Genomic DNA, 25,364 nt, shown 5'->3' with positions numbered 1-25,364 from the left:
CCTGGGCCGACCCTGGGCCGGCTCAGAGCTTCTTGCTGTAGCTCCACACCGAGAGCGGTGCGAAGATCGCGACGACCGCGGCACAGCCGACGAGCGCCCACACGACGCTCATGGTGACGTCTCCGGCGTTCATCAGGTCGCGGGTGGCGTTGATGACCAGGGTGACCGGGTTGACGTCGACGAAGTGCTGCAGCCAGTCCGGCATGGTCTCCTTCGGCACGAAGGCGGGGGAGAGGAAGGTCAGCGGGAACATGATCATCATGCCCAGGCCCTGCACCCCGCCCGCGGTCTTCAAGACGGTACCGAGCCAGGTGAAGATCCAGCTCAGCGACCAGCCGGCGAAGATGGTCAGCGCCCAGCCGGCGAGCACGCCGCCGACGCCGCCACCGGGCCGGTAGCCCATCAGCAGACCGACCACGATGGTCAGCGTCGCCGCGATCCCGTAACGGAGCAGGTCGGCGACCGCCGGACCGGCCAGCGGCGCGATCCGGGCGATCGGGAGCGCCTTGAACCGGTCGAAGACACCCTTGTCCATGTCCTCGCGCAGCTGGGTGCCGCGAGCCATCGAGGCGGTCAGCGCGGTCTGGGCCAGGATGCCGGTGATGATGGTCGGCAGGTACGACTTCACGTCACCGGAGATCGCGCCACCGAAGATGTAGGCGAACATCGCGGTGAACAGCAGCGGCTGGATCGTGACGTCGAAGAACTGCTCGGGGTTGCGCATCATCTTGATGTACGCCCGGCGGGCCATGGTCAGCGTCTGGCTGATCGTCTCGCCCACACCCGGGCGGGCCTTGAGCGGGCGGTCGGCGACGGCGTACGTGGAGATCAGTGCAGCCATCTCAGGCCACCTCCTCGGTGTGGATGTCGGAGTTGACGGAGTTGTCAGGGCTGACAGCGCTCTCGGGACTGTCGGTGCCGTGACCGGTCAGGGCCAGGAAGACCTCGTCCAGCGTGGGCTGCTGCACGTTCGCGGTGGTGATCGAGATGCCCGCGTGGCGAAGACCGATGAGCACGTCGGCGGCCCGGTCGGCATCGGCCAGCGGTACGTTGACGCCGCCGGCCTCGGGAGTGAGCACCGGACGGTCCCCGGTGACCTTCTCCACCACGGCGGCGGCGGTGGCGACCTGGGTCTTGTCGCTCAGGCGCAGGTGCAGCGTGGAGTTGCCGACCGAGGTCTTGAGCTGCTCCGAGGTGCCTTCGGCGACTTTGACGCCGCGGTCGATGACCGCGATCCGGTCGGCGAGCTGGTCGGCCTCGTCGAGGTACTGCGTGGTCAGCAGGACGGTCGAGCCGCCTGCCACGAGCGTACGGATGGTGTCCCACATCTGGCCCCGGGTGCGTGGGTCCAGGCCGGTGGTCGGCTCGTCGAGGAAGATCAGCGGCGGGCGGGACAGCAGCGAGGCGGCGAGGTCGAGGCGGCGGCGCATGCCGCCGGAGAACTTCGAGATCTGCCGCTTGGCAGCCTCTTGGAGCCCGAAGGACTCCAGCAGCTCCTCGGACGCGGCCCGGGCGGCCTTGCCGGACATGCCCAGCAGGCGGCCGAAGAGGACCAGGTTCTCGGTGGCGGTGAGGTTCTCGTCGACGGAGGCGTACTGCCCCGTCACGCCGACGAGCTGACGTACCTGGTGGGGGTGCGCCTTGACGTCGACCCCGAAGATCTCCGCCTTGCCGGCGTCGATCGGGAGCAGGGTCGCGAGCATCTTGAGGGTCGTGGTCTTGCCGGCGCCGTTGGGGCCGAGCACGCCGAAGACCTCGCCGCGGCGGATCTCGAGGTCGATCCCGTCGACCGCGGTGAAGTCTCCGAAGGTCTTGACCAGACCTGAGGCCGATACGGCCAGTTCGGTGGTGGTTGTCATGCTCCCAGGGTGTGGGGCGCCGGTTTCAGGGCGCCTTCACCACGGTTTCACGACTGCCGGCCCGGTTTCAGCGGGCCGCGTCGAGGCGGGCGAGGACGTCGTCGAGGTCCTCGCCCACCACCAGCGACTCGGCGGGGGAGCCGTGCAGGAACCCCGCCGAGGCGATGCGCTCCATCATGTCCACGAGCGGGTCCCAGAAGCCGTTGATGTTGAGCACGCCGACCGGCTTGCCGTGCAGCGAGAGCGTCTGCCAGGTCCAGACCTCGAAGAGCTCCTCGAGCGTGCCGATCCCGCCGGGGAGCGCGAGGAAGGCGTCGGCACGCTCGGCCATGATCGCCTTGCGCTCGTGCATGGTGTCGACCACGACCGTCTGCATCCCCGGCGCGCCTTCGATGCGGCCCCACTCGCGGTCGACCATGAACCGTGGGATCACGCCGAAGACCTTGCCGTTGCCGTCGATCGCGCCCTGGGAGATCCGGCCCATCAGGCCGCCGCCACCCGCGCCGTAGACCAGCTCGATCTCGCGCTCGGCGAGCCCCTTGCCGATCTCGTAGGCCCTCTGCCCGAGCGCTGGGTCGTTGCCGTCGCGAGAGCCGAGAAAGACGGCCAGGTGCTTGATCATGGGCGTGAGGCTAGTCGTCGTCCTTGATCGCCTGGTTCGTCAACGCGCGGAAGCTGTCATAGATGTCCCTGTCGCCGGCGACGCGGATGCCCTCGTCGTCACGCCGTCGCCAGAGCCAGGCGTCCAGGTCGGCCGCGGTGCCCTCGATGACCACGTCGGGCTCGGTGTCGGCCGGGATGTTCTCGGTGGAGAGGACGCTGAGGTCGGGCTCGTCCTCGAGGCGGTCGCCGTCGGGGCGGGTGCCGGAGACGAGGCCGAGCTCGACCCACGTCCGGGTGTCGGTGTCGACCGCGTCGACGCGTACGTACCGACCGTCTCCGGCGAAGGTCGCCCACTCGGGCTTGCCGCCGTAGAACACGTCGAGGATCTCGTCGATCCCGTCGGCGGCGAGGGCCGGGTCGAGCGGGGTCAGGGCGTCGGCGGTGAGCTCGGCGTCGAGGCGGTGGATGAGGATCTCGTGGGCCTGCCTGCGGTAGGTGAAGGCGGCGCTCTGGTCCTGCGACCAGGACCAGGTGGGCTCCTCGGGCCCGGTCTGCTCCAGGGTCTTGATGAACCTGGCGTTGAGCTCGTCGAAGTGGGCGAGCAGGTCCTGGTAGGACGCGTCCTTCGGGCGCTCCGGCTCGTCGTAGGCCTCCTCGGTCGGCGCTGTCGGCCGGGTCTCCAGGACGTACGTCCAGAAGTGCTGGACCTCGGCGGCGACGTGCCAGAGCAGGTCGGCGGCGGTCCACTCCGGTGCGGTCGGGACCGGGGCGGTCGGGTCCGTGTCTGCGAGCACGGCACGGAAACGCGCCGACTCCGACCGGATGTGGTCGATGTAGGCGGCGGGGGTGAGGCGGGTCGTCATGGGGCGAACACTATGCGTCGCCGCCGACATATTCCTCCGGGTTTCCTGGGGCTTCTCGGGTCCGGCGTCTCAGCCGTCGAACAGGCTTTGCACGATGCATGCAGGGTGACGTATGTTCATGCACATGACGAAGAAGCGCGTCGCCGTCGCCGGTGCCAGTGGATATGCCGGAGGTGAGCTGCTCAGGCTGCTGCTGTCCCACCCCGAGGTGGAGATCGGCGCCCTGACCGCCGCCTCCAGTGCGGGCAAGACCCTGGGGAGCCTCCAGCCCCACCTGACCCCGCTCGCCGACCGAGTCCTGGAGCCCACCACCGCCGAGACCCTGGCCGGTCACGACGTCGTCTTCCTGGCGCTGCCGCACGGTGAGTCCGGGCCGATCGCGGCCGGCCTTCCCGACGACGTGGTCGTGATCGACTGCGGCGCCGACTACCGGCTCGCCGACGCCGAGACGTGGACGAAGTTCTACGGTACCGACCACGCCGGCACCTGGCCCTACGGGCTGCCTGAGCTTCCCGGACAGCGGGCCGCGCTCGCCTCGGCCAACCGGATCGCGGTGCCGGGCTGCTTCCCGACCGTCTCCACCCTGGCCCTCGCCCCGGCGGTCGAGGCCGGCATCGTCGAGCCCGAGGTCGTCGTGGTCGCCGCCACCGGCACCAGCGGCGCGGGCAAGTCGTCCAAGCCGCACCTGATCGGTGCCGAGGTCATGGGCAACGTGAGCGCCTACGGCGTCGGCGGCGTCCACCGGCACACCCCCGAGATCGTCCAGAATCTCTCCGGACTGGTCGACGGCGAGGTGTCGGTCTCGTTCACCCCGGTGCTGGTGCCGATGCCGCGCGGCATCCTGGCCACCTGCTCGGCCAAGATCGCCGAGGGCGTGACGGCGGCCGATGCGCGGGCCGTCTACGAGAAGGCGTACGCGGAGGAGCCCTTCGTCCACCTGCTGCCCGAGGGCCAGTGGCCGCAGACCCAGGCAGTGCTCGGCTCCAACGCGGTCCACCTGCAGGTGACCCTCGACGAGGCAGCCGGGCGGCTCGTCGTCGTCGGCGCCGAGGACAACCTCGCCAAGGGCACCGCCGGCGGAGCGATCCAGTGCATGAACCTCGCCCTCGGTCTCGAGGAGACCACCGGTCTCACCACGGTGGGAGTGGCCCCGTGATCGACCTCGAGACGGTGGCGCACGAGCCCGGCCGCCCGGACCCCGCCAAGGCGCGTACGCTCGCCGGCGCCCTGCCGTGGCTGAAGGAGTATCACGGCAAGATCGTCGTGGTGAAGTACGGCGGCAACGCCATGACCGACGACAAGCTCAAGCGTGCCTTCGCCGAGGACATCGCGTTCATGCGCTTCGCCGGCTTCAAGCCGGTCGTCGTGCACGGCGGCGGCCCGCAGATCTCGAGCATGCTCGACCGGCTCGGCATCGAGTCGGAGTTCCGCGGCGGGCTGAGGGTTACCACCCCCGAGGCCATGGACGTCGTGCGGATGGTTCTGGTCGGCCAGGTCCAGCGTGAGCTCGTCGGGCTGATCAACGAGCACGGTCCGCTGGCCGTCGGGCTCTCCGGCGAGGACGCCGGACTCTTCACCGCCGAGCCGGCCAGCACCGTCGTCGACGGTGAGGAGGTCGATCTGGGCCAGGTCGGCGAGGTCGTCGACGTACGTCCTGCCTCGGTCCTCGACCTGATCGAGGCAGGACGGATCCCGGTGGTCTCCAGCGTGGCTCCCGACGTCGACGGGACGATCTACAACGTCAACGCCGACCGGGCCGCTTCGGCCCTGGCGATCGCGCTGGCCGCCGAGAAGCTGCTGGTCCTCACCGACGTCGAGGGCCTCTACCTCGACTGGCCCGACCCCGAGGAGGTCATCGGCGAGATCAGCCCCGAGGCTCTCGAGGGGATCCTCCCCGACCTGGCCAGCGGGATGATCCCGAAGATGAGCGCCTGTCTCGAGGCGGTCAAGGGCGGCGTCAAGCGCGCCACTGTCGTCGACGGCCGCGCCGAGCACGCCGTGCTGCTGGAGCTGTTCACCGCCGAGGGAGTCGGCACCCAGGTGCTCCCCGGCGTCACCACCAAGACCCGCAAGGCAAGGGAGCTGGACCGATGACCACCTATGGAGAGCGCTACGCCGCCTCCCTGATGAACACCTTCGGCGCCCCCAAGCTGGTCCTCACCCGAGGCGAGGGCGCCCACGTGTGGGACGAGAACGGCAAGGAGTACGTCGACCTGCTGGCCGGCATCGCCGTCAACGCGCTCGGCCACGCCCACCCGGCGCTGGTCTCGGCGGTGACCTCCCAGATGTCCTCGCTCGGCCACGTCTCCAACTTCTTCACCTCCCAGCCCCAGGTCGAGCTGGCCGAGGCGCTGCTTGCCCGGGTCCCCGGCGGCGAGACCGGGAAGGTGTTCTTCACCAACTCCGGCACCGAGGCCAACGAGGCCGGCTTCAAGCTGACCAGGCGCACCGGGCGGACGCACATCGTGGCTGCGCAGGGTGCCTTCCACGGCCGCTCGATGGGTGCCCTGGCGCTGACCGCCAAGGAGGCCTACCGGGCGCCGTTCGAGCCACTGCCCGGCGAGGTCACCTTCGTTCCCTACGGCGACGCCGAGGCGCTCGCCGCGGCGGTGACCGACGAGACCGCGGCGATCATCCTCGAGCCCATCCAGGGTGAGGCCGGCGTCATCGTCCCGCCCGCCGACTACCTGGCGTCCGCACGGGCCGTGGCCGACGAGCACGGCGCACTGCTCTGGCTCGACGAGGTCCAGTCCGGTCTGGGCCGCACCGGCCGCTGGTTCGCCCACGAGACCTCCGGCGTCACCGCCGACATCGTCACCCTCGCCAAGGGCCTCGGTGGCGGCTTCCCGATCGGTGCCTGCATCGGTCTGGGCCGGGCCGCGACGCTCTTCGAGCCCGGCAACCACGGCACCACCTTCGGTGGCAACCCGGTCGCCTGCGCCGCCGGCCTCGCGGTGATCGAGACCATCGAGGCCGACGGGCTCCTCGAGCACGTCACCGTGCTCGGTCAGAAGCTGCGCGACGGCCTCGCCGCCGACCCCCGGGTCGCGCGGGTCGACGGTGAGGGTCTCTTCATCGGTGTGGTGCTCGCCGGCCTCGACTCGGGCGCCGTCGCCGCGGCCGCGCTGGAGGCCGGGTTCATCCTCAACAACGCCACGCCCGAGCGGATCCGGATCGTCCCGCCGCTGGTGCTCACCGAGGACGACGCCGCGGCGCTCCTGGCCGCCTGGCCGGCGATCCTCGACTCGGCCCAGGAATCAGCCGAGGGGGCGAAGTGACCAGACACTTCCTTCGCGACGACGACCTCACCCCGGCCGAGCAGGCCGAGGTGCTGGCACTCGCGGCGGCGATGAAGCAGGACCCCTACGCCGCCAAGCCGCTGGCCGGTCCGGTGACCGTGGCCACGATCTACGACAAGCCGACCCTGCGCACGCAGTCGTCTTTCTCCTCCGGGATCGCCGAGCTCGGCGGCCACTCGATGCTCGTCGACGGCCGCCTGGCCGGGATCGGCGAGCGGGAGTCGGTCGCCGACGTCGCCCGGGTGCTCGGCCGGCAGGCGGGCGAGATCGTGTGGCGTACGTTCGCGCAGAGCGACATCGAGGAGATGGCCGCCCACTCCGGGGTTCCGGTCGTCAACGCTCTCACCGACGAGTTCCACCCCTGCCAGCTGCTCGCCGATCTGCAGACGCTGCAGGAGCACAAGGGGTCGCTGGCCGGTCTGACCGCGGCCTTCCTCGGCGATGCGGCCTGCAACATGGGCAACTCCTGGGCGCTGGCCGGAGCGATCGCCGGGATGCACGTCCGGTTCGGCGCCCCGGAGGGCTATGCGCCCGACGCTGAGGTGCTGGTCAGGGCCAAGGAGATCGCCGAGGAGACCGGCGGCTCGGTCACGGTGACCGCGGACCCGGTCGCGGCGGCAGCCGGGGCCGACGTACTCATCACCGACACCTGGGTCTCGATGGGCAAGGAGAGCGAGGCGGCCGCCCGGGTCGCGGTGTTCTCGCCCTACGCGCTCACCACCGAGCTGCTCGGCCACGCCGATGCCGAAGCCGTCGTGCTGCACTGCCTGCCGGCCTACCGCGGCAAGGAGATCGAGGCCGAGGTGCTCGACGGTCCGCGGAGCCTGGTGTGGGACGAGGCGGAGAACCGGCGCCACGCCCAGAAGGCGATCCTGGCCTACCTGTGGGAGCGACGATGACTACCAACGAGACCCAGCGGCCCGCTACCAAAGGCGCGCGCCAGTCCCTGATCGTGGACATCATCTGGGGCAAGGAGATCCGGTCCCAGACCGAGCTCTCCGAGGTGCTGTTCGCCCACGGGGTCAACGTCACCCAGGCGACGCTCTCGCGTGACCTGGACGAGCTCGACGCGGTGAAGGTGCGGGCACCTTCCGGTGCGCTCGTCTATGCGGTTCCCGGTGAGGGCGGTGACCGCACCGCGGTGGCCCCGGGGGAGTCGGCCAGCGGCCGGAGCAAGCTCGGGCGACTCGCCCGAGAGCTGTTGGTGAGCGCCGATGGAAGTGGGAACCTCGTGGTGCTGCGTACTCCTGCAGGGGGTGCCCAGTACTTCGCCTCCGCGATCGACCGGGCCGAGTATCCCGACATCCTCGGCACCATCGCCGGCGACGACACCGTGCTCGTCATCGGCCGCGAGCCCAAGGGCGGCGCTGCACTCGTCAACCGCTTCCTCAGCCTCGCCGGCAAGACCACAGACATCTAAGAGTTTCAGAGCCAATGAGTTTCAGAGCAAGGAGCAACATCTCGTGAGCAAGGTCCTGACCTCCCTTCCCAAGGGTGAGCGCGTCGGCATCGCCTTCTCCGGAGGCCTCGACACCTCCGTGGCGGTCGCCTGGATGCGCGACAAGGGCGCGGTGCCGTGCACCTACACCGCCGACATCGGGCAGTACGACGAGCCCGACATCTCCGGCGTCCCGGACCGCGCGATGGCCTATGGCGCCGAGATCGCCCGCGCCATCGACATCAAGCCGCAGCTCGTCGAGGAGGGCCTGGCCGCACTCGCCTGTGGTGCCTTCCACATCCGCTCCGGCGGCCGCGCCTACTTCAACACCACGCCCCTGGGGCGTGCCGTCACCGGCACCATGCTGGTGCGCGCCATGCAGGCCGACAACGTCAACATCTGGGGTGACGGGTCGACCTTCAAGGGCAACGACATCGAGCGGTTCTACCGCTATGGCCTGATGGCCAACCCCGAGCTGCGCATCTACAAGCCGTGGCTCGACGCCGACTTCGTCCACGAGCTCGGTGGCCGCCACGAGATGTCGGAGTGGCTGGTCGCTCACGACCTGCCCTACCGCGACTCCACCGAGAAGGCCTACTCCACCGACGCCAACATCTGGGGCGCCACCCACGAGGCCAAGACGCTGGAGCACCTCGACGTCTCGCTGGAGACGGTCGAGCCGATCATGGGCGTGAAGTTCTGGGACCCCTCGGTCGCCATCGAGACCGAGGACGTCTCGGTCACCTTCGTCGAGGGCCGCCCGGTGGCGATCAACGGCAAGTCCTTCGCGTCCGCCGTGGAGCTCGTCTACGAGGCCAACGCGATCGGTGGCCGCCACGGTCTTGGTATGTCGGACCAGATCGAGAACCGGATCATCGAGGCCAAGTCCCGCGGCATCTACGAGGCGCCGGGCATGGCGCTGCTGTGGGCGGCCTACGAGCGGCTGCTCAACGCCGTGCACAACGAGGACACCATGTCCAACTACTACAACGAGGGCCGCAAGCTCGGCCGGCTCCTCTACGAGGGCCGCTGGCTCGACCCGCAGGCGCTGATGCTGCGCGAGTCGATCCAGCGCTGGATCGCCTCCCTCGTCTCCGGCACGGTCACCCTGCGCCTGCGCCGCGGCGAGGACTACACGGTCCTCAACACCGAGGGCTCGCACTTCTCCTACCACCCGGAGAAGCTGTCCATGGAGCGCGTCGAGAACGCCGCCTTCGGCCCCGTCGACCGCATCGGCCAGCTCACCATGCGCAACCTCGACATCGCCGACTCCCGCTCCAAGCTCGAGATCTACGCCGGGCACCCTCTGGACCAGGGAACGGTGCTCGTCGAGCACGGCACCCTCTTCGGCGAGCTGCCCGCCGGCGGCTTCGACCGCATCGCCGCCACGGACGGCAAGCCGCTCCCGGCCGCTCTTCCGGTCGAGGCGTCCGTCCTGGACGACACCGTCCTGGACGAGGCGGCGCTGGAGGCTGGGAACGACTGATGTCGAACACACCTGCCAACACCACCAACGAGGGCAAGCTCTGGGGCGGCCGGTTCGCCGGTGGTCCTTCGCCGGAGCTCGAGGCGCTCTCGCGCTCGACACAGTTCGACTGGCGGCTGGCGCTCTACGACATCGCCGGGTCCCACGCCCACGCCAAGGCGCTGGGGGCGGCCGGGCTGCTCACCGGTGACGAGGAGAACGAGATCCACCGGGGTCTGGACGTCCTCGCCGACCGGTTCACGGCCGGGCGGCTGCTGCCGGCTGCCTCCGACGAGGACGTACACGGTGCGCTGGAGCGGCTGCTCATCGAGGAGATCGGTCCCGACGTCGGCGGCAAGCTGCGGGCCGGGCGCTCGCGCAACGACCAGATCGCGACCCTCTTCCGGAGCTACCTTCTCGACCACGAGCGGGTGCTGCGTGGGCTCGTGCTCGATCTCATCGACGCGCTCGCCGCGCAGGCCGACGCGAACATGGCCCTTCCGGGTGGGCCCAGCATCATGCCGGGACGTACGCACCTCCAGCACGCTCAGCCGGTGCTGCTCTCCCACCACCTGATGGCCCACGCCTGGTCGCTGCTGCGCGATGTCGACCGGCTCGACGACTGGCGGGCGCGGGTCGTGTGCGACTCGCCCTACGGGTCCGGGGCGCTCGCGGGGCAGTCGCTCGGTCTCGACCCCGAGCTGGTCGCCTCCGAGCTCGGCTTCACCGGGTCGAGCGCGAACTCGATCGACGGGACGGCCTCGCGTGACTTCGTCGCCGAGTTCGCCTACGTGTGCGCCCAGATCGGCGTCGACATCAGCCGGATCGCCGAGGAGATCATCCTGTGGGCGACCAAGGAGTTCGACTTCGTCACGCTGCACGACTCCTGGTCGACAGGTTCGAGCATCATGCCGCAGAAGAAGAACCCCGACATCTCCGAGCTCGCCCGCGGCAAGGCCGGACGCCTGGTCGGCAACCTGACCGGGCTGCTGACCACGCTCAAGGCGCTGCCGCTGGCCTACAACCGCGATCTGCAGGAGGACAAGGAGCCGGTCTTCGACTCCCTGGACACCCTCGAGGTGCTGCTCCCGGCCTTCACCGGTCAGGTAGCGACACTGGTCTACAACACCGAGCGGATGGCCGAGCTCGCCCCTCAGGGGTTCTCGCTGGCCACCGACATCGCGGAGTGGCTGGTCCGGCAGGGCACCCCCTTCCGGATCGCGCACGAGCTCGCCGGCGCCTGCGTCCAGGCGGCGGAGAAGCGCGGTGTGGAGCTGGACGCGCTCACCGACGAGGAGTTCGCCACGATCTCGCCGGCGCTCACCCCTGACGTACGTCTGGTGCTGACCATCGAGGGCTCGGTCGCGTCCCGCGACGGCCGTGGCGGTACGGCGCCCGACCGGGTCGCCGAGCAGCTCGCCGAGCTCCGGGCCAAGGCAGCCGGGTTCCGTCCCTCGTAGTGCTCACGAGCCTGTTGGACCAGCGCCCCGAGGAGACCGCTCCGCGTCTCCTCGGGGCGACGCTGTCCTTCGACGGGGTGAAGGTGCGGCTCACCGAGGTGGAGGCGTACGCGGCCGACGACCCCGGCTCGCACGCCTTCCGGGGCGAGACGAACCGAAACCGGGTGATGTTCGGTCCGCCGGGGCGCCTCTACGTCTATTTCACCTACGGCATGCACCACTGCGCCAACCTCGTCTGCCACCCGGAGGGCGAGCCCGGGGCCATCCTGCTGCGTGCCGGCGAGGTGATCGAGGGGATCGAGACCGCCCGGGCGCGACGTGGACCCGTACGCGACGTCGATCTCGCCCGCGGACCGGCGCGACTCTGCTCGGCGCTCGGGATCGACCTCACCCTGAACGGGACCAGCGACTTCGAGCTGGACCTGGCGCCGGCCGAGACGTGGGCGCAGATCGAGGTGGCCGCTGGGCCCCGGGTCGGGCTGCGTCTCGCTCCGAACCGACCCTGGCGGTTCTGGGTCTCCGGTGACCCGTCGGTCTCGCCCTACCGGCCGGCGAAAGCCCGCTGAGAGCCAGCCGGACGGGCCGATGACCGTCCACAGGCCCGGTTCGGACCGCGGTTCTCCACAGGCCGCACAGGCCAGGGCGGAACTGTCGGTGCCCCTGATCAGGATGGTGGTCGGAGGTGATCGAGATGACGGTCGCAAGGGTAGAAAAGGAGCCATCACCCGACGATGGCGAGCGGACGGGGCCGGCCGGCGGGCTGGCGACGGTCAACGAGGTCCGGTTGATCGGTCGGCTGTCGCTGGCCGCGGAGGAGAAGGAGCTGCCGAGCGGAGATCAGCTGACCGCGTTCCGGGTGGTCGTGAACAGGCCACGCGACAAACGCCGGGGGACCCGGGTGCAGATCGACGCGCTCGAGTGTCACACCTGGGTAGCCCGGGTCCGCCGCGCGGCGATGACCTGGCAGGTCGGAGATGTCATCGAGGTCAACGGTTCCCTGCGTCGCCGGTTCTTCAAGACCGGCGGCCGGCTGCAGTCGATGACCGAGGTGGAGGTGTCCTCGGCCAGACGGGTGAGCAGAGCGGCCGCAGCGACCAGGCAGGCCAGCTAGTGACGCGACTTCTCCAGCCGCGCCGAGTCCAAGAGACGGATGAGCACGCCAGGGTGCGGCTTGGGCTGGAAGGAGGTCGCCTTCTCGGGAAGCAGCTTCCCGATCGAGGCGGAGGAGAGGATGGTGTCGAAGCTCGGCGCAGCCAGCAGCACGGCGACGTCGCGCCCCGGGCGGGCCCGCTTCAGTGCGGCGTCGACCTGGTGGGCGTGCAGCACCCGCGACGGCTGCCGGCGCAGCTCCGGGAGAACGAGGTCGTGCAGATAGCCGACATCGCCGGTGATCGGACTCTTGGCGGTGTCCACGTCGAGGGTGGCCCAGCCACGGCCGTCGCTGAGCACGATGACACCGGGTCCGAGCCTGCTCAGAGCGGCGTCGCGACCGCCGGCGGTCCACTCGGCGCCGACGGACTCGGCCGCGGCCCGTAGGTCGCGCAGGTTCACCCCGGCCAGGACCCGATGGATCGCTCCGAGCTGCAACGGCGTGTCGTCCTGGTCGATGAGCATCGCCAGACCGAAGTCGGTCGCGGCGCCGTCGCCGGGCTCAGCGAGACCCTGGAGCTCGGCGTAGGCCGCGTAGCGGTGGTGCCCGTCGGCGATCAATGCCTGCTGGCTCGCCCAGGCGGTGCGCAGCTGAGCGATCAGCGCCTCGTCGGTGATCGCCCAGACGCGGTGGTGCTGGCCGCCGTGGTCGTCGTACTGCTCCTCGGGAGTGCCGCTCTGCACCCGGTCGAGCAGGGCTGCGACCCCGTCGGGCGCGTGGTAGGTGAGCAGGATCGGCGCCGGGTGCACCCGCATCTGCCGCATCCGTGAGGCGAGCTGCTCGGCCTGGGCGGTGCGTACGCCCTCGTGGGGGATGACCGCGGCCTGACCTGGGTCGTCGGTGCGGTGGGAGACGTCGAGGATCCCGACGACGCCACGCACGGTGATCCCGGCTGCGGTGTACTCGTGGAGGTAGAGCGCGAGGTCCTGGTGCTGGCGCAGATCGCCACGCGCCAGCCATGAGCTGATCCGGGAGGCGACCCCCCGATAGGGACGTGAGTAGAGCCGCGCGGAGGTCGGGTCCCCGATCCGCGAAGGTGCCAACGAGAGCGCTCGAAATGGCTCCAGGCGCAGCGGACGCCCGAGGTACGGCGCCCTGACCACACCCGTATCGTCCATCCGCACATCGTAGGGTCACACTGGTGCCATTCGCCGAACCCCCGACTCAGAGAAGGAACTTCGTGTGCTGACCGGCCATCAGTTGAAGGGCTCAGCCCAGGTGCTCGCCGCCGCCCATGACGTCGCGATGCTCGACCTCGACGGTGTGGTCTACATCGGCGGCTCAGCGGTCCGGCGCGCCCCCGAGTCGCTCGCCGCCGCACGCGAGGCCGGGCTCAGGCTGGCGTTCATCACCAACAACGCCGCCCGGCCTCCGGCCAAGGTCGCCGAGAACATCCGCAACCTCGGGATCGAGGCGACCGCCGAGGACGTGGTCACCTCGGCGCAGGCCGCCGCGCGTGTCCTGGCCGAGCGGCTCGCCCCGGGGGCGAAGGTCGTCAACCTGGGTGCCGCCGGCCTGCGCGAGCCGCTCGAGGCCGCCGGCCTGGTGCCGGTGGCCGTCGACGAGGACGCCGATGCGATCGTCACCGGATACAACCCCGAGCTGCTGTGGAAGGACATCCTGCGCGCGGCCGTGCGGATCAAGGACGGGCTCTTCTGGGTCGCCAGCAACACCGACATGACCTTCCCCGCGGCCTACGGGATCGCGCCAGGCCACGGCGTCCTGGTCGACACCCTGCGCCGCTTCTCCGGCGTCGAGCCGGTCGTGGCGGGCAAGCCGTCGCGACCACTGCTGGACGAGACCATCCGGCGCACCGGGGCCGATCACCCGCTGATGGTCGGCGACCGGCTCGACACCGACATCGAGGGCGGCCGCAACGCCGGCATCGACACGTTGCTGGTGCTCACCGGAGTCACCGGGCTCGAGGACTTGGTCGCGGCCGAACCACATCGGCGGCCGTCCTACATCTCCGCCGACCTGGGAGGCCTGTTGGAGGCCCACTCGGCGCCGGAGATCGACGGCACGGTCGCGCGGCTCGGCGGCTGGACGGCAGAGGTACGCGACGGCGAGCTGCGGGTCACCGGCGAAGGAAGCACCGACGACTGGTGGCGGGTGGCCGCGGCCGGCGCCTGGTCACACCGGGACGCCAAGGGAGCGGTGGCCACGATCGGCGCACAGGCCGTGCCGCCTCGCCCGGATGCCGGCGACGGGACGGTAGTCTCAGCCTCATGAGCGAGCAGTACTTCGACGAGACTCCGGCCGAGGCCCCGGCCGCGCCGAGTGGCGCCGGCACGGCGCCGCACACCGGTGTCGCCCGCGTCGACGCGGTGCTCGAGACGCTCGACCGGCTCGACGAGCTTCCGTTGAACGAGCACGTCGGCGTCTTCGAGGCCGCTCACACCGAGCTGCGCCGCGCCCTGGATCCCGACACCGGGGCCCACGACGCGATGGCCCGGATCGCCGCAGCCTCCGGCGAGCCCCAGCCGACCGACCAGCCCTGAGAGGCGAGCGCATGCCTCCTCGCCGCCTCCGACTCGACGCCGAGCTGGTCCGGCGCAAGCTGGCCCGGTCCCGCGAGCACGCCAGCGAGCTGATCGCCGCCGGGCGGGTCACGGTCTCGGGAAACCGAGCCACCAAGCCGGCCACGGGTGTCACCACCGACGTCGCGATCGTGGTCACCGAGGACCCCGACCGTCCGGACTTCGTCTCTCGCGGCGGGCACAAGCTCGCCGGAGCGCTGGCGGCGTTCGAACCGCTCGGACTTTCGGTCAAGGGCCGCCGCTGCCTCGACGCCGGTGCGTCGACCGGCGGGTTCACCGACGTACTGCTGCGCAACGAGGCCAAGCAGGTCGTCGCCGTCGACGTCGGCTACGGCCAGCTCGCCTGGCGGCTGCAGCAGGACGAGCGGGTCGTCGTCCACGACCGCACCAACATCCGCGACCTCTCCCTCGACCTGATCGGCGAACCCGTCGACGTCGTCGTGGGCGATCTCTCCTTCATCTCCCTCGCGCTCGTCCTGGACGCGCTGATCGGGGTCACCAGCCCTGACGGCGACCTGGCGCTGATGGTCAAGCCCCAGTTCGAGGTCGGCAAGGACCGGGTCGGCAAGGGTGGCGTCGTCCGCGACCCGGCCCTGCGGGCCGAGGCCGTCAACGCCGTCGCCGCGGCCGCCGCCAAGCGAGGCTGGGGCGCACGCGCGGTCACCACCAGCCCGCTCCCGGGCCCGTCGGGCAACGTCGAGTTCTTCCTGTGGCTGCGCCGCGGCGAGGCCACGGTGAGCGAGGACGAGATCGAGGAGGCCGTACGCGAGCAGCGCGGCCTGGAGAGCCCCGCAGGCGGGGAAGTGTCGGTGCCGTCTGAGAAGGTTGATCCGTGAGCGAGCCCGAGACCCCTGCTGTGGACCCAGCGCCTGTGGACCCGGCCGAGGTTCGGCGCGTCCTCATGCTCATCCACACCGGGCGTGAGGAGGCCCGCGAGGTCGCCCTCGCCTGTGCCAAGTCGCTCGCGGTGCACGGCATCGTGGTCCGGGTGCTGGCCAGCGAGGCCGCCGATCTGGGCATCGACCCGGCTGCGTACGAACCGAAGCTGGAGCTCGCCGCCGAGGAGCACGAGGCCAGCCGCGACTGCGAGCTGGCGCTGGTGATCGGCGGTGACGGCACCATCCTGCGCGCCGCCGAGATCGTTCAGCCCCACCGCACCCCGGTGCTCGGGGTGAACCTGGGACACGTCGGGTTCCTGGCCGAGGCGGAGTACGACGACGTCGAGTCGACGATCGAGGCGATCGTGCAGCGTCGCTACACCTCCGAGGACCGGCTCGCGCTCGAGGTCAGCGTCTTCGAGGACGGTCAGAAGGTCTTCCGTACGTTCGCGGTCAACGAGGCCAGCGTCGAGAAGGCCGCGCGCGAGCGGATGCTCGAGGTCGTCGTCGAGATCGACGGCCGGCCGCTGTCGAGGTGGGGCTGCGACGGCGTCGTCTGCGCGACCCCGACCGGCTCGACGGCCTACAACTTCTCCGCGGGCGGCCCGGTCGTGTGGCCGGGCGTCGAGGCGCTGCTGCTGACCCCGATCAGCGCCCACGCCCTCTTCGCCAGACCGATGGTGGTGGCGCCGACCTCGGTGCTGGCCGTCGAGGTCATCTCCCGCGCCGACGGCGTCGGCGTGCTCTGGTGCGACGGCCGACGTTCCTACGACCTGGGCCCGGGCGCCCGGATCGAGGTCACCCGGGGGGTGGAGCCTGTCAGACTCGTCCGCCTGCACCAGGCTCCGTTCACGGATCGTCTGGTGCGGAAGTTCGGACTGTCTGTGGAGGGATGGCGAGGCGCCGCGGAACGGCGTCCGTTCAGGATGAACGGAGGCGAGAATGCTTGAGGAGATCAGGATCTCCGGACTCGGGATCATCGAGTCCTCGACCCTGGAGCTCGGACCGGGACTGACCGTGGTGACCGGTGAGACCGGCGCGGGCAAGACCATGATCGTGACCGCGCTCGGGCTGCTGCTCGGCGGCCGCGGTGACGCCGGCTCGGTCCGCAAGGGCAAGAAGGCCGCCCGGGTCGAGGGCGTCATCGACGCCCGGTTGCTGCCCGGCGTCGTGGAGGCGACCGAGGAGGCCGGGGGAGAGGTCGAGGAGGGCCGCGTCCTGGTGGCCCGCACCGTTGCCGCCGAAGGCCGGGCGAGGGCGTACGTCGGGGGAGCGACCGTCCCGGTCGCGACCCTCGGCTCGGTGACCTCCCCGCTGGTCGCCGTCCACGGCCAGTCCGACCAGCACCGGCTGCTGCAGCCGCGCGCCCAGCGCGACTCGCTGGACCGTTTCGGCGGCGAGGCGGTCGCCAAGCTCATCGCGGCCTACGGCGACATCCACGCCGAGCTCCAGAAGGTGGAGCGAGAGCTCGACGAGGTCACCACCCACGCCCGTGAGCGGGCGCAGGAGGCCGATCTGCTCCGCTTCGGCCTCGGTGAGGTCGAGGAGGTCTCGCCGGAGTCCGGCGAAGATGTCACCCTCGCCCAGGAGGAGGAGAAGCTCGGCTACGCCGACACGCTGCGCACCGCCGCCGAGCAGGCTCGCGAGGCGCTCTCCTCGGAGATCGACGCCCCCGATGCGCTGGGCGCCATCTCGGCCGCCCGCCAAGCCCTCGACGGCGTGCGCGATCACGACCCCGACGCCGCCTCCCTGGCCGACCGCCTCGCCGAGGTCTCCTACCTGCTCTCCGACCTGGCCGCCGACGTCGCCTCCTACGCGACCGCGATCGAGACCGACCCGGCCCGGCTGTCCGTGGTCTCCGAGCGCCGCGCGGCGCTGACCGCGCTGACCAGGAAGTACGGCGAGACCATCGACGAGGTGCTCGCCTGGGCCGAGACCGGCGCCAAGCGCCTGCTCGAGCTCGACTCCGACGACGACCGGATCGAGGAGCTCCGCGCCGACCGGACCAGGCTGCGAGCAGCCCTGGCCGAGGCCGGCCTGGCGCTGTCGGACGCCCGCACCGACGCGGCCGGAGCCCTGGCCGAGGCGGTCAGCGACGAGCTCACCGGACTGGCCATGCCGCACGCCCGGCTGGTGGTCGACGTACGCCAGAAGGAGACCGACGCGCCTGCTTCCGAGGAAGAGGCGCACGCACCGCTGAAGGTCGGATCCGGCAAGACCGGACGCTGGCTGCGTTACGGCTCCAACGGCCTCGACGAGGTGGAGCTGCTGCTGGCGGCCAACACCGGCTCGGAGCCCCGCCCGCTCCACAAGGGTGCCTCCGGCGGTGAGCTCTCCCGGGTGATGCTGGCGATCGAGGTGGTCCTGGCGGCGACCAGCCCGGTCCCGACCTTCGTCTTCGACGAGGTCGACGCCGGTGTCGGCGGCACCGCCGCGGTCGAGATCGGCCGTCGCCTCGCCCACCTGGCCCGCACCGCCCAGGTCCTGGTCGTCACCCATCTGCCCCAGGTCGCCGCCTTCGCCGATCACCACGTCGCGGTCGAGAAGACCAGCGACGGCGTGGTCACCAGCTCCGGCCTGAGCGTCCTCGACGACGAGTCCCGCGAGCGCGAGCTCTCCCGCATGCTGGCCGGCCTGACGGCCTCCGACACCGCCATCGCGCACGCCCGTGAGCTGCTCGAGGTGGCCCGCGCGGCGAAGGTCTGATCCCGCCGAAACCTCAGTTCCGGCGACCCGAGTCGGTAGTTGTGGCGAACGACACACGCCGCAACTACCGACTCGCCCCGCCAAACGTACGCATTCGGCCGTCACAACCACCGACTCGCCGGATGGGAGATCCGGGGACCCAACGCGATGCCGGGGGAGGATTGGCGGGACATGAGACTGCCTACTCGCCAGATTCCCTCCGTACTCCCGGGCATCCGCGGCACGCTCCGCTCGGGGCGACCGACCAGGGCGCTGATCCCGCGGCTCAAAGAGGGCGACATCGCGGTCATCGACCACGTCGACCTGGACCGGAGCACCGCGCTGGCGATCGTCGCCAAGGGCGTGATCGCCGTGGTCAACGCGCAGCCGATGGTCTCGGGCCGCTACCCGAACCGGGGCCCGCAGACGCTGGCCGACGCCGGGATCGAGCTGATCGACAAGATCGGCGAGGCGGGCCTGGAGAAGCTGGTCGACGGGCGGAAGGCCCGGATCCTCGACGGCGAGGTCTTCGACGGCGAGCAGCTGCTGACCTCGGGCCGTGCGCTCGACCAGGACTCCCTCGACCACGACCTCGAGGACGCCAAGCGTGGCCTGAGCTCCCACCTGGAGCTCTTCACCCACAACAGCAGCGAGCTGCTCAAGCGCGAGGAGGAGGTGCTGCTGCACGGCAACGGCGTACCCCCTCTGGACACGCCGCTGGCCGGCCGGCCCGTCGTCGTGATCGCCGACCATCCTGACCTGGGCCGGCTCCTGGACGACCTCGCCGGCTTCCTGCGCGAGCAGCGCCCCGCCGTCATCGCGGTGGGTCACGCGGCCAAGCGGCTGACCAAGAAGCAGGTACGTCACGCCGTGATCGTCCTGGGCCCCGATACCGACACCTACCCCGAACCGAAGCTGCTCACCAGCGCCGCCGAGGTCGTCCTCGCGCCCGGCGCCTCCGCGAGCGAGAACGCCACCGATCTCCTCGACCGGATCGGCGTGCAGCCGAAGCGGTTCGAGTCCGCTCTCGCCCCCGAGGACGCCGCGCTGCTGGTCGCCTACGCCCAGCACCCCTCGCTGGTGGTCGGGGCCGGGCTGAGCACCACGCTGACCGACTTCCTCGAGGACCAGCGCCCCGGCCTGGCCGGCACCTACCTGACCCGGCTCGCCCTCGGCCCGACACTGATCGACGCATCGGCGGTCCCGCAGGTGCGCCGCAAGGTGTCCCGCAGCCGTCGTCTCGTCCTCCCGGCGCTGGCCGCCATGACGGCGCTGGCGATCGGCGTACCCGCCGGCATCTGGGCGGCCGACCACGACCTCACCGCGGTCGGGGTCGGAATCGTGAGCAGAGCCGGCGACGGGGCCGCGGCGAGCCCCACCTCCGGCGAGAGCGAGACGAAGGGCGCGAAGGATCCCCAGCAGAGCGCCGAGGCCCAATTCGTCGCCGAGGCCGGCGACGCGCTCCTTCCCGGCCGGCTCACCGGCCAGAAGGTCGCCGTGGTCACCCTCCCCGGATCGGACCAGAAGGCGGTCGCCGCGCTCGCCGGCAACATCGAGGCGGCCGGCGGCGAGACGACGGGGGTGCTCGACGTACGACCGAATCTGCTCGACCCCGACCGCAAGCAGTATGTCGACAGCCTGGCCACTCAGTTGGTCAAGCAGCTGGGCCGCGGCGACGCGGGGAAGGCGACCTATCAGCGGATGGGCCAGGTGATCGGAGAGACCTACGCCGGCACCAAGCCGCCCGCAGCGTTCGACCAGCCTGCCAAGACCGCCGCTGTGGCGTTGCTCACCGGCGACCTGGTCAAGGCCCAGGGACGACCGACCGGACCAGCAGGCCTGGTCGTGGTCGTCCTCGGCGAGGACAGCGAGGACACGACCGCCGTCGAGGGCCTGGTCGAGGGCCTCGGCGCGACCGCGAAAGGCCTGGTCGTGACGGCACCCACAGGATCCGAGGACCTCGAGACGCTCCGCGCCAACGACTGGCCGGGCTGGTTCGCGTCGGTCGACGGCATCGAGACGACCACCGGTCAGATCGCCGCTCCGCTCGCGCTGGCTCGACAGACCAGCCAACAAGGTGGCGATTTCGGTGCGTCAGGTTTCGGTGGCCTGCTGAAGCATTGATAGGATTGAGGCCCATGAAGTCGGCGAGCTTGACCAAGCACATTTTTGTCACCGGGGGCGTCGCCTCCTCATTGGGAAAGGGCCTGACGGCATCGTCCCTCGGCCGCCTTCTCCGTTCGCGTGGCCTGAGCGTGACCATGCAGAAGCTGGACCCGTACCTCAACGTGGACCCCGGCACGATGAACCCGTTCCAGCACGGTGAGGTCTTCGTGACCAACGACGGTGCCGAGACCGATCTCGACATCGGCCACTACGAGCGGTTCCTCGACACCGACCTGGTCGGCCACGCCAACGTGACCACCGGGCAGGTCTACTCCAACGTGATCGCCAAGGAGCGCCGCGGCGACTACCTCGGCGAGACCGTCCAGGTGATCCCGCACATCACCGACGAGATCTCCGAGCGGGTCCTGGCCATGCACGGTCCCGAGATCGACGTGGTGATCACCGAGATCGGCGGCACCGTCGGCGACATCGAGTCGCTGCCGTTCCTCGAGGCCGCCCGCCAGGTGCGCCAGCGCCTCGGCCGCGACAACGTCTTCTTCGTCCACGTCTCCCTGGTGCCCTACATCGGCCCGTCCAAGGAGCTCAAGACGAAGCCGACCCAGCACTCGGTGATGGCGCTGCGCCAGATCGGCATCCAGCCCGACGCGATCGTGTGCCGCGCCGACCGCGAGCTGCCCGAGGGCATCAAGCGCAAGATCGCGCTCATGTGCGACGTCGACGAGGACGCCGTGGTGACCGCCGCCGACGCGCCGAGCATCTATGACATCCCCAAGGTGCTCCACCGCGAGGGCCTGGACGCCTACGTCGTGCGCAAGCTCGACCTGCCCTTCCGCGACGTCGACTGGGCGCTGTGGGAGGACCTGCTCCGCCGGGTGCACCACCCCAAGGAAGAGCTCACCATCGGCCTGGTCGGCAAGTACATCGACCTCCCCGACGCCTACCTGAGCGTGGGCGAGGCGCTGCGCGCCGGCGGCTTCGCCAACGAGGCCAAGGTCAACATCCGCTGGATCCCCTCGGATGAGTGCGCGACCCCCGAGGGCGCCGCCAAGAACCTCCACGACGTCGACGCCGTCTGCGTCCCCGGCGGCTTCGGCATCCGTGGCCTGGAGGGCAAGCTCGGCGCGCTGACCTACACCCGCACCCACCAGATCCCCACGCTCGGCCTGTGCCTGGGCCTGCAGTGCATGGTCATCGAGTACGCCCGCAACGTGCTCGGCCTGGAGAAGGCCGACTCCACCGAGTTCGACGCCGAGACCCCCGAGCCCGTCATCGCGACGATGGAGGAGCAGAAGGCGTACGTCGAGGGCGCGGGCGACCTCGGTGGCACCATGCGCCTGGGCCTCTACCCGGCCGAGCTGAAGAAGGGCTCGATCGCGGCCGAGGTCTACGGCGAGACCTCCATCGAGGAGCGTCACCGCCACCGCTACGAGGTCAACAACGCCTACCGCGACCAGCTCGAGGACGCCGGGCTGGTCTTCTCCGGCCTCTCGCCCGACAACCAGCTCGTCGAGTTCGTCGAGCTGCCCCGGGACGTACATCCCTACTACGTCTCCACCCAGGCCCACCCCGAGCTCCGCTCGCGGCCGACCCGCCCCCACCCGCTCTTCGCCGGGCTGGTGAAGGCGGCCCTGGACCGGCAGAAGGAGCAGCGGTTCCCGATCGACGAGACCAACCTGCGCCGCGAGGTCAGCGACATCAGCGACGTCGAGCTCCCCGAGCCCGCCGACGCCTGAGCCCCGCCGCCGCCGAGTCGGCTCATCCTGACCGAAAAACCCGCCGAGTCGGCTCGTTATGACGAGCCGACTCGGCGGGTTTTAGGCTGGTCGGGCCTGGTGGCTAGAGCGCGCGGGCCGCGACCTGCCGTGAGTGCACGTCGGCCTGGCGGATGATCGTCTGGCGTACGAACGGCACCAGCGTGTCGCCCTCACAGGCAGCCCGTGCGGTGGCGGCGACGTCCTCACCGGCCTGGGCAGGGTAGAACCGCAGCTGGAGCCCGTAGGCGAGCAGCCCGCCGCCGCGGATCTCGCGCACGGCCTCGAGATAGCGCTGGGCGTACGACGCCAGGACCTCGTCCTGGCCGGGCCGCCAGAACGCCGAGCTCAACGCGTACGCGCTGTCGGTGCGGGGCAGCCGGCGCTCGATCATGGTCACCTGCCAGGCCTCCTCCTTGGCCTCTGCGAGCGGCTGTGCGGTGCGTACGGCCAAGGCGCTGACCCACGACTCGGGGTCCGGGTCGCGCTCCTCGAGCGCGGCGACCGCCGAGGCGTCGTAGTCGCCCGTCTCGGCACGCCGGCCGAGCAGGCGCCAGGCCACCTGTACGTCCTCGGCGGCCCCTTGCTCGGCGAGCGCGAGCTGCTCGGGCGTGGACGCGTGCGCGGCGAGGACGCGAAGAGCGGTGTCGCGGTTGGCCGGGTCCTCGGCGAGCGCCGCGGCCGCTTCGGCGACCAGCGCACGCTGCTCAGCGACCTGCTCGGGCGCCGTCCACAGCTCGGCGGCGGTCACGGCCATGCCCAGGAACTCGCCGGTGACCTGCGGGTTGCGCTCGCGCTTGAGGACCGAGAGGACGCGCGAGACGACCTCAGGACCGGCGATCTCGCCGCGGAACAGGGCGGACCAGGCGCTGTTGACCGCGACCGCCCGCGCCACCGCGTCGGGCAGCAGACCGGCGTTCTGGCCGAGCCAGGCCTCGCTGGCCTCGTCCGAGCGCACGGCCGCGAAGGTCACGTCGGTCGCGTTGACCAGGTGGGCGGCGGCCTCGGGGAGCGAGACCGCGACGGGCTCGCCCGCCACGGTGACCGGGGTGGTCGCCAGCAGCGCGCCGGAGGCGTCGTAGGAGGCGATGTCGAGCCGGTGCGGACGTACGGTCCCGTCGGCGCCGGTGACCGAGACCTTGCCGTCTGCGAGCGTGATCACGTCGGTGCCGGCGTGGTCGAGCCACGCGGTGGTCCAGGCGGAGAGATCCTTGCCCGCCGCGGCGCCGAACGCGCCCATGAGGTCGGAGAGAACCGTGTTGCCGTAGGCGTGCTCGGCGAAGTAGGCCTGCAGCCCGGCCAGGTAGGCCTCCTCGCCGATGTAGGCGTGCAGCTGCTGGAGCACGGCCTGGCCCTTCATGTAGGTGATCGCGTCGAAGTTGGCCATCGCGACTTCGACGCTGGGAACCACCCCGCGGATCGGGTGGGTGGCGGGCGTCGCGTCGATGTCGTAGCCCGCCTTCTTCTCGGTCAGCGCGATCGAGGCCCACACGTCGGCGTACTCGGGGAGCGCGGCCGAGGCCCACACGGCCGCCCACGAGGCGAAGGCCTCGTTGAGCCACAGGTCGTCCCACCAGCGCATCGTGACCAGGTCGCCGAACCACATGTGGGCCATCTCGTGCAGGATCACGTTGGTGCGCTCGGTGCGGTCGGCGTGGGTCGGCGCCGTGCGGAAGAGGAACATGTCGCTGTGGGTGACCGCGCCCCAGTTCTCCATCGCGCCGCCCATGTCGGGCACGAAGATCTGGTCGTAGCGTCGCTGCGGGAACGGCATCCCGAACTTGGTGCCGAACCAGGCCAGCCCGTGCTCGGTGACGTCGAGGATCTCCTCGCGGTCCCGCTCGAGCTGGCTCGCCAGCGACTGGCGGGCATAGAGCCCCAGGTCGTAGCCGCCGCGCTCCTCGCGAACCTCGACGAACGGCCCGGCGTTGACCACCACGACGTACGTCGAGAGCGGGGGAGTGTCCTCGAAGACCCAGGTCCGCGCACCGGCCGCCGGGTCGGAGACCTCCGCGGGCGCCGAGTTGGACAGCACGGTCCACTGGTCCGGCGCGGTCACGGTGAACCCGTGCACCGCCTTGAGGTCGGGCTGGTCGAAGCAGGCCCACAACCGGCGGGCGTCGTCGGGCTCGAAAGAGGTCCACACATAGACGTTGCCGTCGGAGGGGTCGACGGTGCGCAGCACGCCCTCGGAGGCGGCGGTGTTGGACTGGGAGGCGGTCACGACCAGGGTGTTGGTCTCGGCGAGGTCCTCGAGCGGGATCCGTCCGGCGCTGATCGTGGCGAGATCGAGGGCGGTGCCGTTGAGCGTGGCGGCCGAGACCTCGGCCACGCAGTCGACGAACGTGCTCGCGCCAGGGGTGGCGGAGAAGGAGATCGTGGAGACGCTGGAGAGCGTCTCGCCCTCCAGCAGCCCGGTCATGTCGAGCGAGATGTCGTAGCGCTCGACGATGACCGTGGCGGCCCGCGCGGCCGCCTCCTCGTAGGTCAGTGAAAGGGTCGCGTTCTCAGCCGTCATGACGTAGGACCGTACAGTCCCTCCGGTGAGGGCGTGGCGTATTTACGTCGCGCGGCCGATGGATGCGGCCGATGGATAGGGTCGGGACATGAGTGAGCTGCGTTGGGATGCCGCCGAGTCATGGCCGGTGACGAAGACCGAGGACCTCCACCGCGACGGGTGGGTGGTGGCGCTGCGCGCCGACTGGATCAACCGGCCCGAGCATCTCGACGAGGAGCCGTTCCGGCGCCTGGTCATCGAGCACCCGGGCGCCGCGGTCGTGCTGGCGCTGGACGAGGACGAGCGCGCCCTGGTCATCACCCAGTACCGCCATCCCGCCAAGCGGCGCTTCGTCGAGCTCCCGGCCGGCCTGATCGACTATCCCGGCGAGGACCCGCTCGACGTCGCCGTGCGCGAGCTGCGCGAGGAGGTGGCCCACGAGGCGGCCGAATGGACGCCGCTGCTCTCGACCTACGCCACGCCCGGGATCACCGAGGAGATCCACCACTTCTTCCTCGCCCGCGGCCTGACCGCGACGGACCGTGACGGCTTCGAGCTCGAGCACGAGGAGGCCGAGATGACCATCCACTGGGTGCCGTTCGAGGAGCTCCTGGAAGCCGTGCTGAGCGGCCGGGCGACCGACTCGCCGGTCGTCCAGGCGGTGCTTGCCTACGACGCCCTCAAGTCTCGTGGCAGAGTCTGATCAGGGGGTCTGGTCAGGACCGGTCGACGTGGTTTTGGTGACTTGC

General features: G+C 70.7%; 23 protein-coding genes. 17 read left to right on the top strand and 6 right to left on the bottom strand.

Going from position 1 to position 25,364, the window contains the following annotated elements; all coding sequences use genetic code 11:
- Nucleotides 1-22: 22 nt before the first annotated feature.
- The 4 genes from BLT25_RS04250 to BLT25_RS04235 all read right to left on the bottom strand — a co-directional run bounded on the left by BLT25_RS04250 (nt 23) and on the right by BLT25_RS04235 (nt 3,325).
- On the bottom strand, nt 23-841 hold the full coding sequence (locus tag BLT25_RS04250) for an ABC transporter permease (RefSeq protein ID WP_091042222.1): 819 nt from the start codon (nt 839-841) through the stop codon (nt 23-25).
- A 1-nt stretch (nt 842) separates the two neighbouring features.
- A complete protein-coding gene (locus tag BLT25_RS04245; RefSeq protein ID WP_091042220.1) occupies nt 843-1,859 on the bottom strand; it encodes an ATP-binding cassette domain-containing protein in 1,017 nt (338 codons plus the stop codon).
- A 67-nt stretch (nt 1,860-1,926) separates the two neighbouring features.
- Nucleotides 1,927-2,481, bottom strand: coding sequence for an LOG family protein (locus tag BLT25_RS04240; protein ID WP_091042217.1), 555 nt, complete (start codon nt 2,479-2,481; stop codon nt 1,927-1,929).
- A gap of 10 nt (nt 2,482-2,491) precedes the next feature.
- On the bottom strand, nt 2,492-3,325 hold the full coding sequence (locus BLT25_RS04235; RefSeq protein WP_091042215.1) for a maleylpyruvate isomerase family mycothiol-dependent enzyme: 834 nt from the start codon (nt 3,323-3,325) through the stop codon (nt 2,492-2,494).
- Nucleotides 3,326-3,443: 118 nt separating this feature from the next.
- Here BLT25_RS04235 and argC point away from each other — a divergent pair, with 118 nt between their 5' ends.
- The 9 genes from argC to BLT25_RS04190 all read left to right on the top strand — a co-directional run bounded on the left by argC (nt 3,444) and on the right by BLT25_RS04190 (nt 12,098).
- Nucleotides 3,444-4,481, top strand: a complete 1,038-nt coding sequence (gene argC, locus BLT25_RS04230) for an N-acetyl-gamma-glutamyl-phosphate reductase (RefSeq protein WP_176883586.1) — start codon at nt 3,444-3,446, stop codon at nt 4,479-4,481.
- Nucleotides 4,478-5,419, top strand: coding sequence for an acetylglutamate kinase (gene argB, locus BLT25_RS04225; protein ID WP_371113317.1), 942 nt, complete (start codon nt 4,478-4,480; stop codon nt 5,417-5,419). The genes argC and argB overlap by 4 nt, the downstream gene beginning before the upstream one ends.
- The gene (locus BLT25_RS04220; RefSeq protein ID WP_091042213.1) at nt 5,416-6,603 is read left to right on the top strand and encodes an acetylornithine transaminase; all 1,188 of its coding nucleotides are present in this window, start codon (nt 5,416-5,418) and stop codon (nt 6,601-6,603) included. The genes argB and BLT25_RS04220 overlap by 4 nt, the downstream gene beginning before the upstream one ends.
- Entirely contained in the window at nt 6,600-7,523 is a 924-nt protein-coding gene (gene argF, locus BLT25_RS04215; RefSeq protein ID WP_091042210.1) for an ornithine carbamoyltransferase, read from the top strand. Before BLT25_RS04220 ends, argF begins: the two co-directional genes overlap by 4 nt.
- Nucleotides 7,520-8,044, top strand: a complete 525-nt coding sequence (locus BLT25_RS04210; protein ID WP_091042209.1) for an arginine repressor — start codon at nt 7,520-7,522, stop codon at nt 8,042-8,044. Before argF ends, BLT25_RS04210 begins: the two co-directional genes overlap by 4 nt.
- Nucleotides 8,045-8,087: 43 nt before the next feature.
- Nucleotides 8,088-9,548: an argininosuccinate synthase gene (gene argG / locus BLT25_RS04205; RefSeq protein WP_091042206.1), complete on the top strand. Its 1,461-nt coding sequence runs from the start codon at nt 8,088-8,090 to the stop codon at nt 9,546-9,548.
- Nucleotides 9,548-10,987: an argininosuccinate lyase gene (gene argH / locus BLT25_RS04200; protein WP_091042204.1), complete on the top strand. Its 1,440-nt coding sequence runs from the start codon at nt 9,548-9,550 to the stop codon at nt 10,985-10,987. Before argG ends, argH begins: the two co-directional genes overlap by 1 nt.
- Nucleotides 10,987-11,553 (top strand): DNA-3-methyladenine glycosylase, encoded by a 567-nt coding sequence (locus BLT25_RS04195; protein ID WP_091042202.1) that lies wholly within the window; start codon nt 10,987-10,989, stop codon nt 11,551-11,553. The genes argH and BLT25_RS04195 overlap by 1 nt, the downstream gene beginning before the upstream one ends.
- 125 nt (nt 11,554-11,678) lie before the next feature.
- The gene (locus BLT25_RS04190) at nt 11,679-12,098 is read left to right on the top strand and encodes a single-stranded DNA-binding protein (protein WP_091042510.1); all 420 of its coding nucleotides are present in this window, start codon (nt 11,679-11,681) and stop codon (nt 12,096-12,098) included.
- Here BLT25_RS04190 and BLT25_RS04185 read toward each other — a convergent pair.
- Nucleotides 12,095-13,255 (bottom strand): DUF1015 family protein, encoded by a 1,161-nt coding sequence (locus BLT25_RS04185; protein WP_091042200.1) that lies wholly within the window; start codon nt 13,253-13,255, stop codon nt 12,095-12,097. The two genes, BLT25_RS04190 and BLT25_RS04185, sit on opposite strands and share 4 nt — an antisense overlap.
- Before the next feature lie 64 nt (nt 13,256-13,319).
- Here BLT25_RS04185 and BLT25_RS04180 point away from each other — a divergent pair, with 64 nt between their 5' ends.
- The 7 genes from BLT25_RS04180 to BLT25_RS04150 all read left to right on the top strand — a co-directional run bounded on the left by BLT25_RS04180 (nt 13,320) and on the right by BLT25_RS04150 (nt 22,100).
- On the top strand, nt 13,320-14,369 hold the full coding sequence (locus tag BLT25_RS04180; RefSeq protein ID WP_091042197.1) for an HAD-IIA family hydrolase: 1,050 nt from the start codon (nt 13,320-13,322) through the stop codon (nt 14,367-14,369).
- A complete protein-coding gene (locus BLT25_RS04175) occupies nt 14,366-14,638 on the top strand; it encodes a hypothetical protein (protein WP_091042194.1) in 273 nt (90 codons plus the stop codon). The genes BLT25_RS04180 and BLT25_RS04175 overlap by 4 nt, the downstream gene beginning before the upstream one ends.
- A gap of 11 nt (nt 14,639-14,649) precedes the next feature.
- Nucleotides 14,650-15,513, top strand: coding sequence for a TlyA family RNA methyltransferase (locus BLT25_RS04170; protein WP_091042193.1), 864 nt, complete (start codon nt 14,650-14,652; stop codon nt 15,511-15,513).
- Nucleotides 15,510-16,505: an NAD kinase gene (locus tag BLT25_RS04165; RefSeq protein WP_371113316.1), complete on the top strand. Its 996-nt coding sequence runs from the start codon at nt 15,510-15,512 to the stop codon at nt 16,503-16,505. Before BLT25_RS04170 ends, BLT25_RS04165 begins: the two co-directional genes overlap by 4 nt.
- Nucleotides 16,498-18,261, top strand: a complete 1,764-nt coding sequence (recN, locus tag BLT25_RS04160; RefSeq protein WP_091042190.1) for a DNA repair protein RecN — start codon at nt 16,498-16,500, stop codon at nt 18,259-18,261. Before BLT25_RS04165 ends, recN begins: the two co-directional genes overlap by 8 nt.
- A gap of 171 nt (nt 18,262-18,432) precedes the next feature.
- Complete coding sequence (gene steA / locus BLT25_RS04155) at nt 18,433-20,364, top strand: putative cytokinetic ring protein SteA (RefSeq protein ID WP_091042188.1); 1,932 nt, start codon at nt 18,433-18,435, stop codon at nt 20,362-20,364.
- Between the two features lie 14 nt (nt 20,365-20,378).
- Nucleotides 20,379-22,100, top strand: a complete 1,722-nt coding sequence (locus tag BLT25_RS04150) for a CTP synthase (RefSeq protein ID WP_091042186.1) — start codon at nt 20,379-20,381, stop codon at nt 22,098-22,100.
- Between the two features lie 103 nt (nt 22,101-22,203).
- Here the strand turns inward: BLT25_RS04150 and pepN are convergent, their stop codons facing one another.
- Nucleotides 22,204-24,636, bottom strand: coding sequence for an aminopeptidase N (gene pepN, locus BLT25_RS04145; protein WP_091042184.1), 2,433 nt, complete (start codon nt 24,634-24,636; stop codon nt 22,204-22,206).
- Between the two features lie 88 nt (nt 24,637-24,724).
- Here pepN and BLT25_RS04140 point away from each other — a divergent pair, with 88 nt between their 5' ends.
- Complete coding sequence (locus BLT25_RS04140; protein ID WP_091042181.1) at nt 24,725-25,318, top strand: NUDIX domain-containing protein; 594 nt, start codon at nt 24,725-24,727, stop codon at nt 25,316-25,318.
- Nucleotides 25,319-25,364 lie beyond the last annotated feature (46 nt).

The organism is Nocardioides sp. YR527, from assembly GCF_900101045.1.
In the GTDB taxonomy this organism is placed as follows: Bacteria; Actinomycetota; Actinomycetes; order Propionibacteriales; family Nocardioidaceae; genus Nocardioides.
The sequence above is the reverse complement of the archived record's forward strand: the minus strand, read 5'-3'. Positions and strand labels throughout refer to the sequence as shown.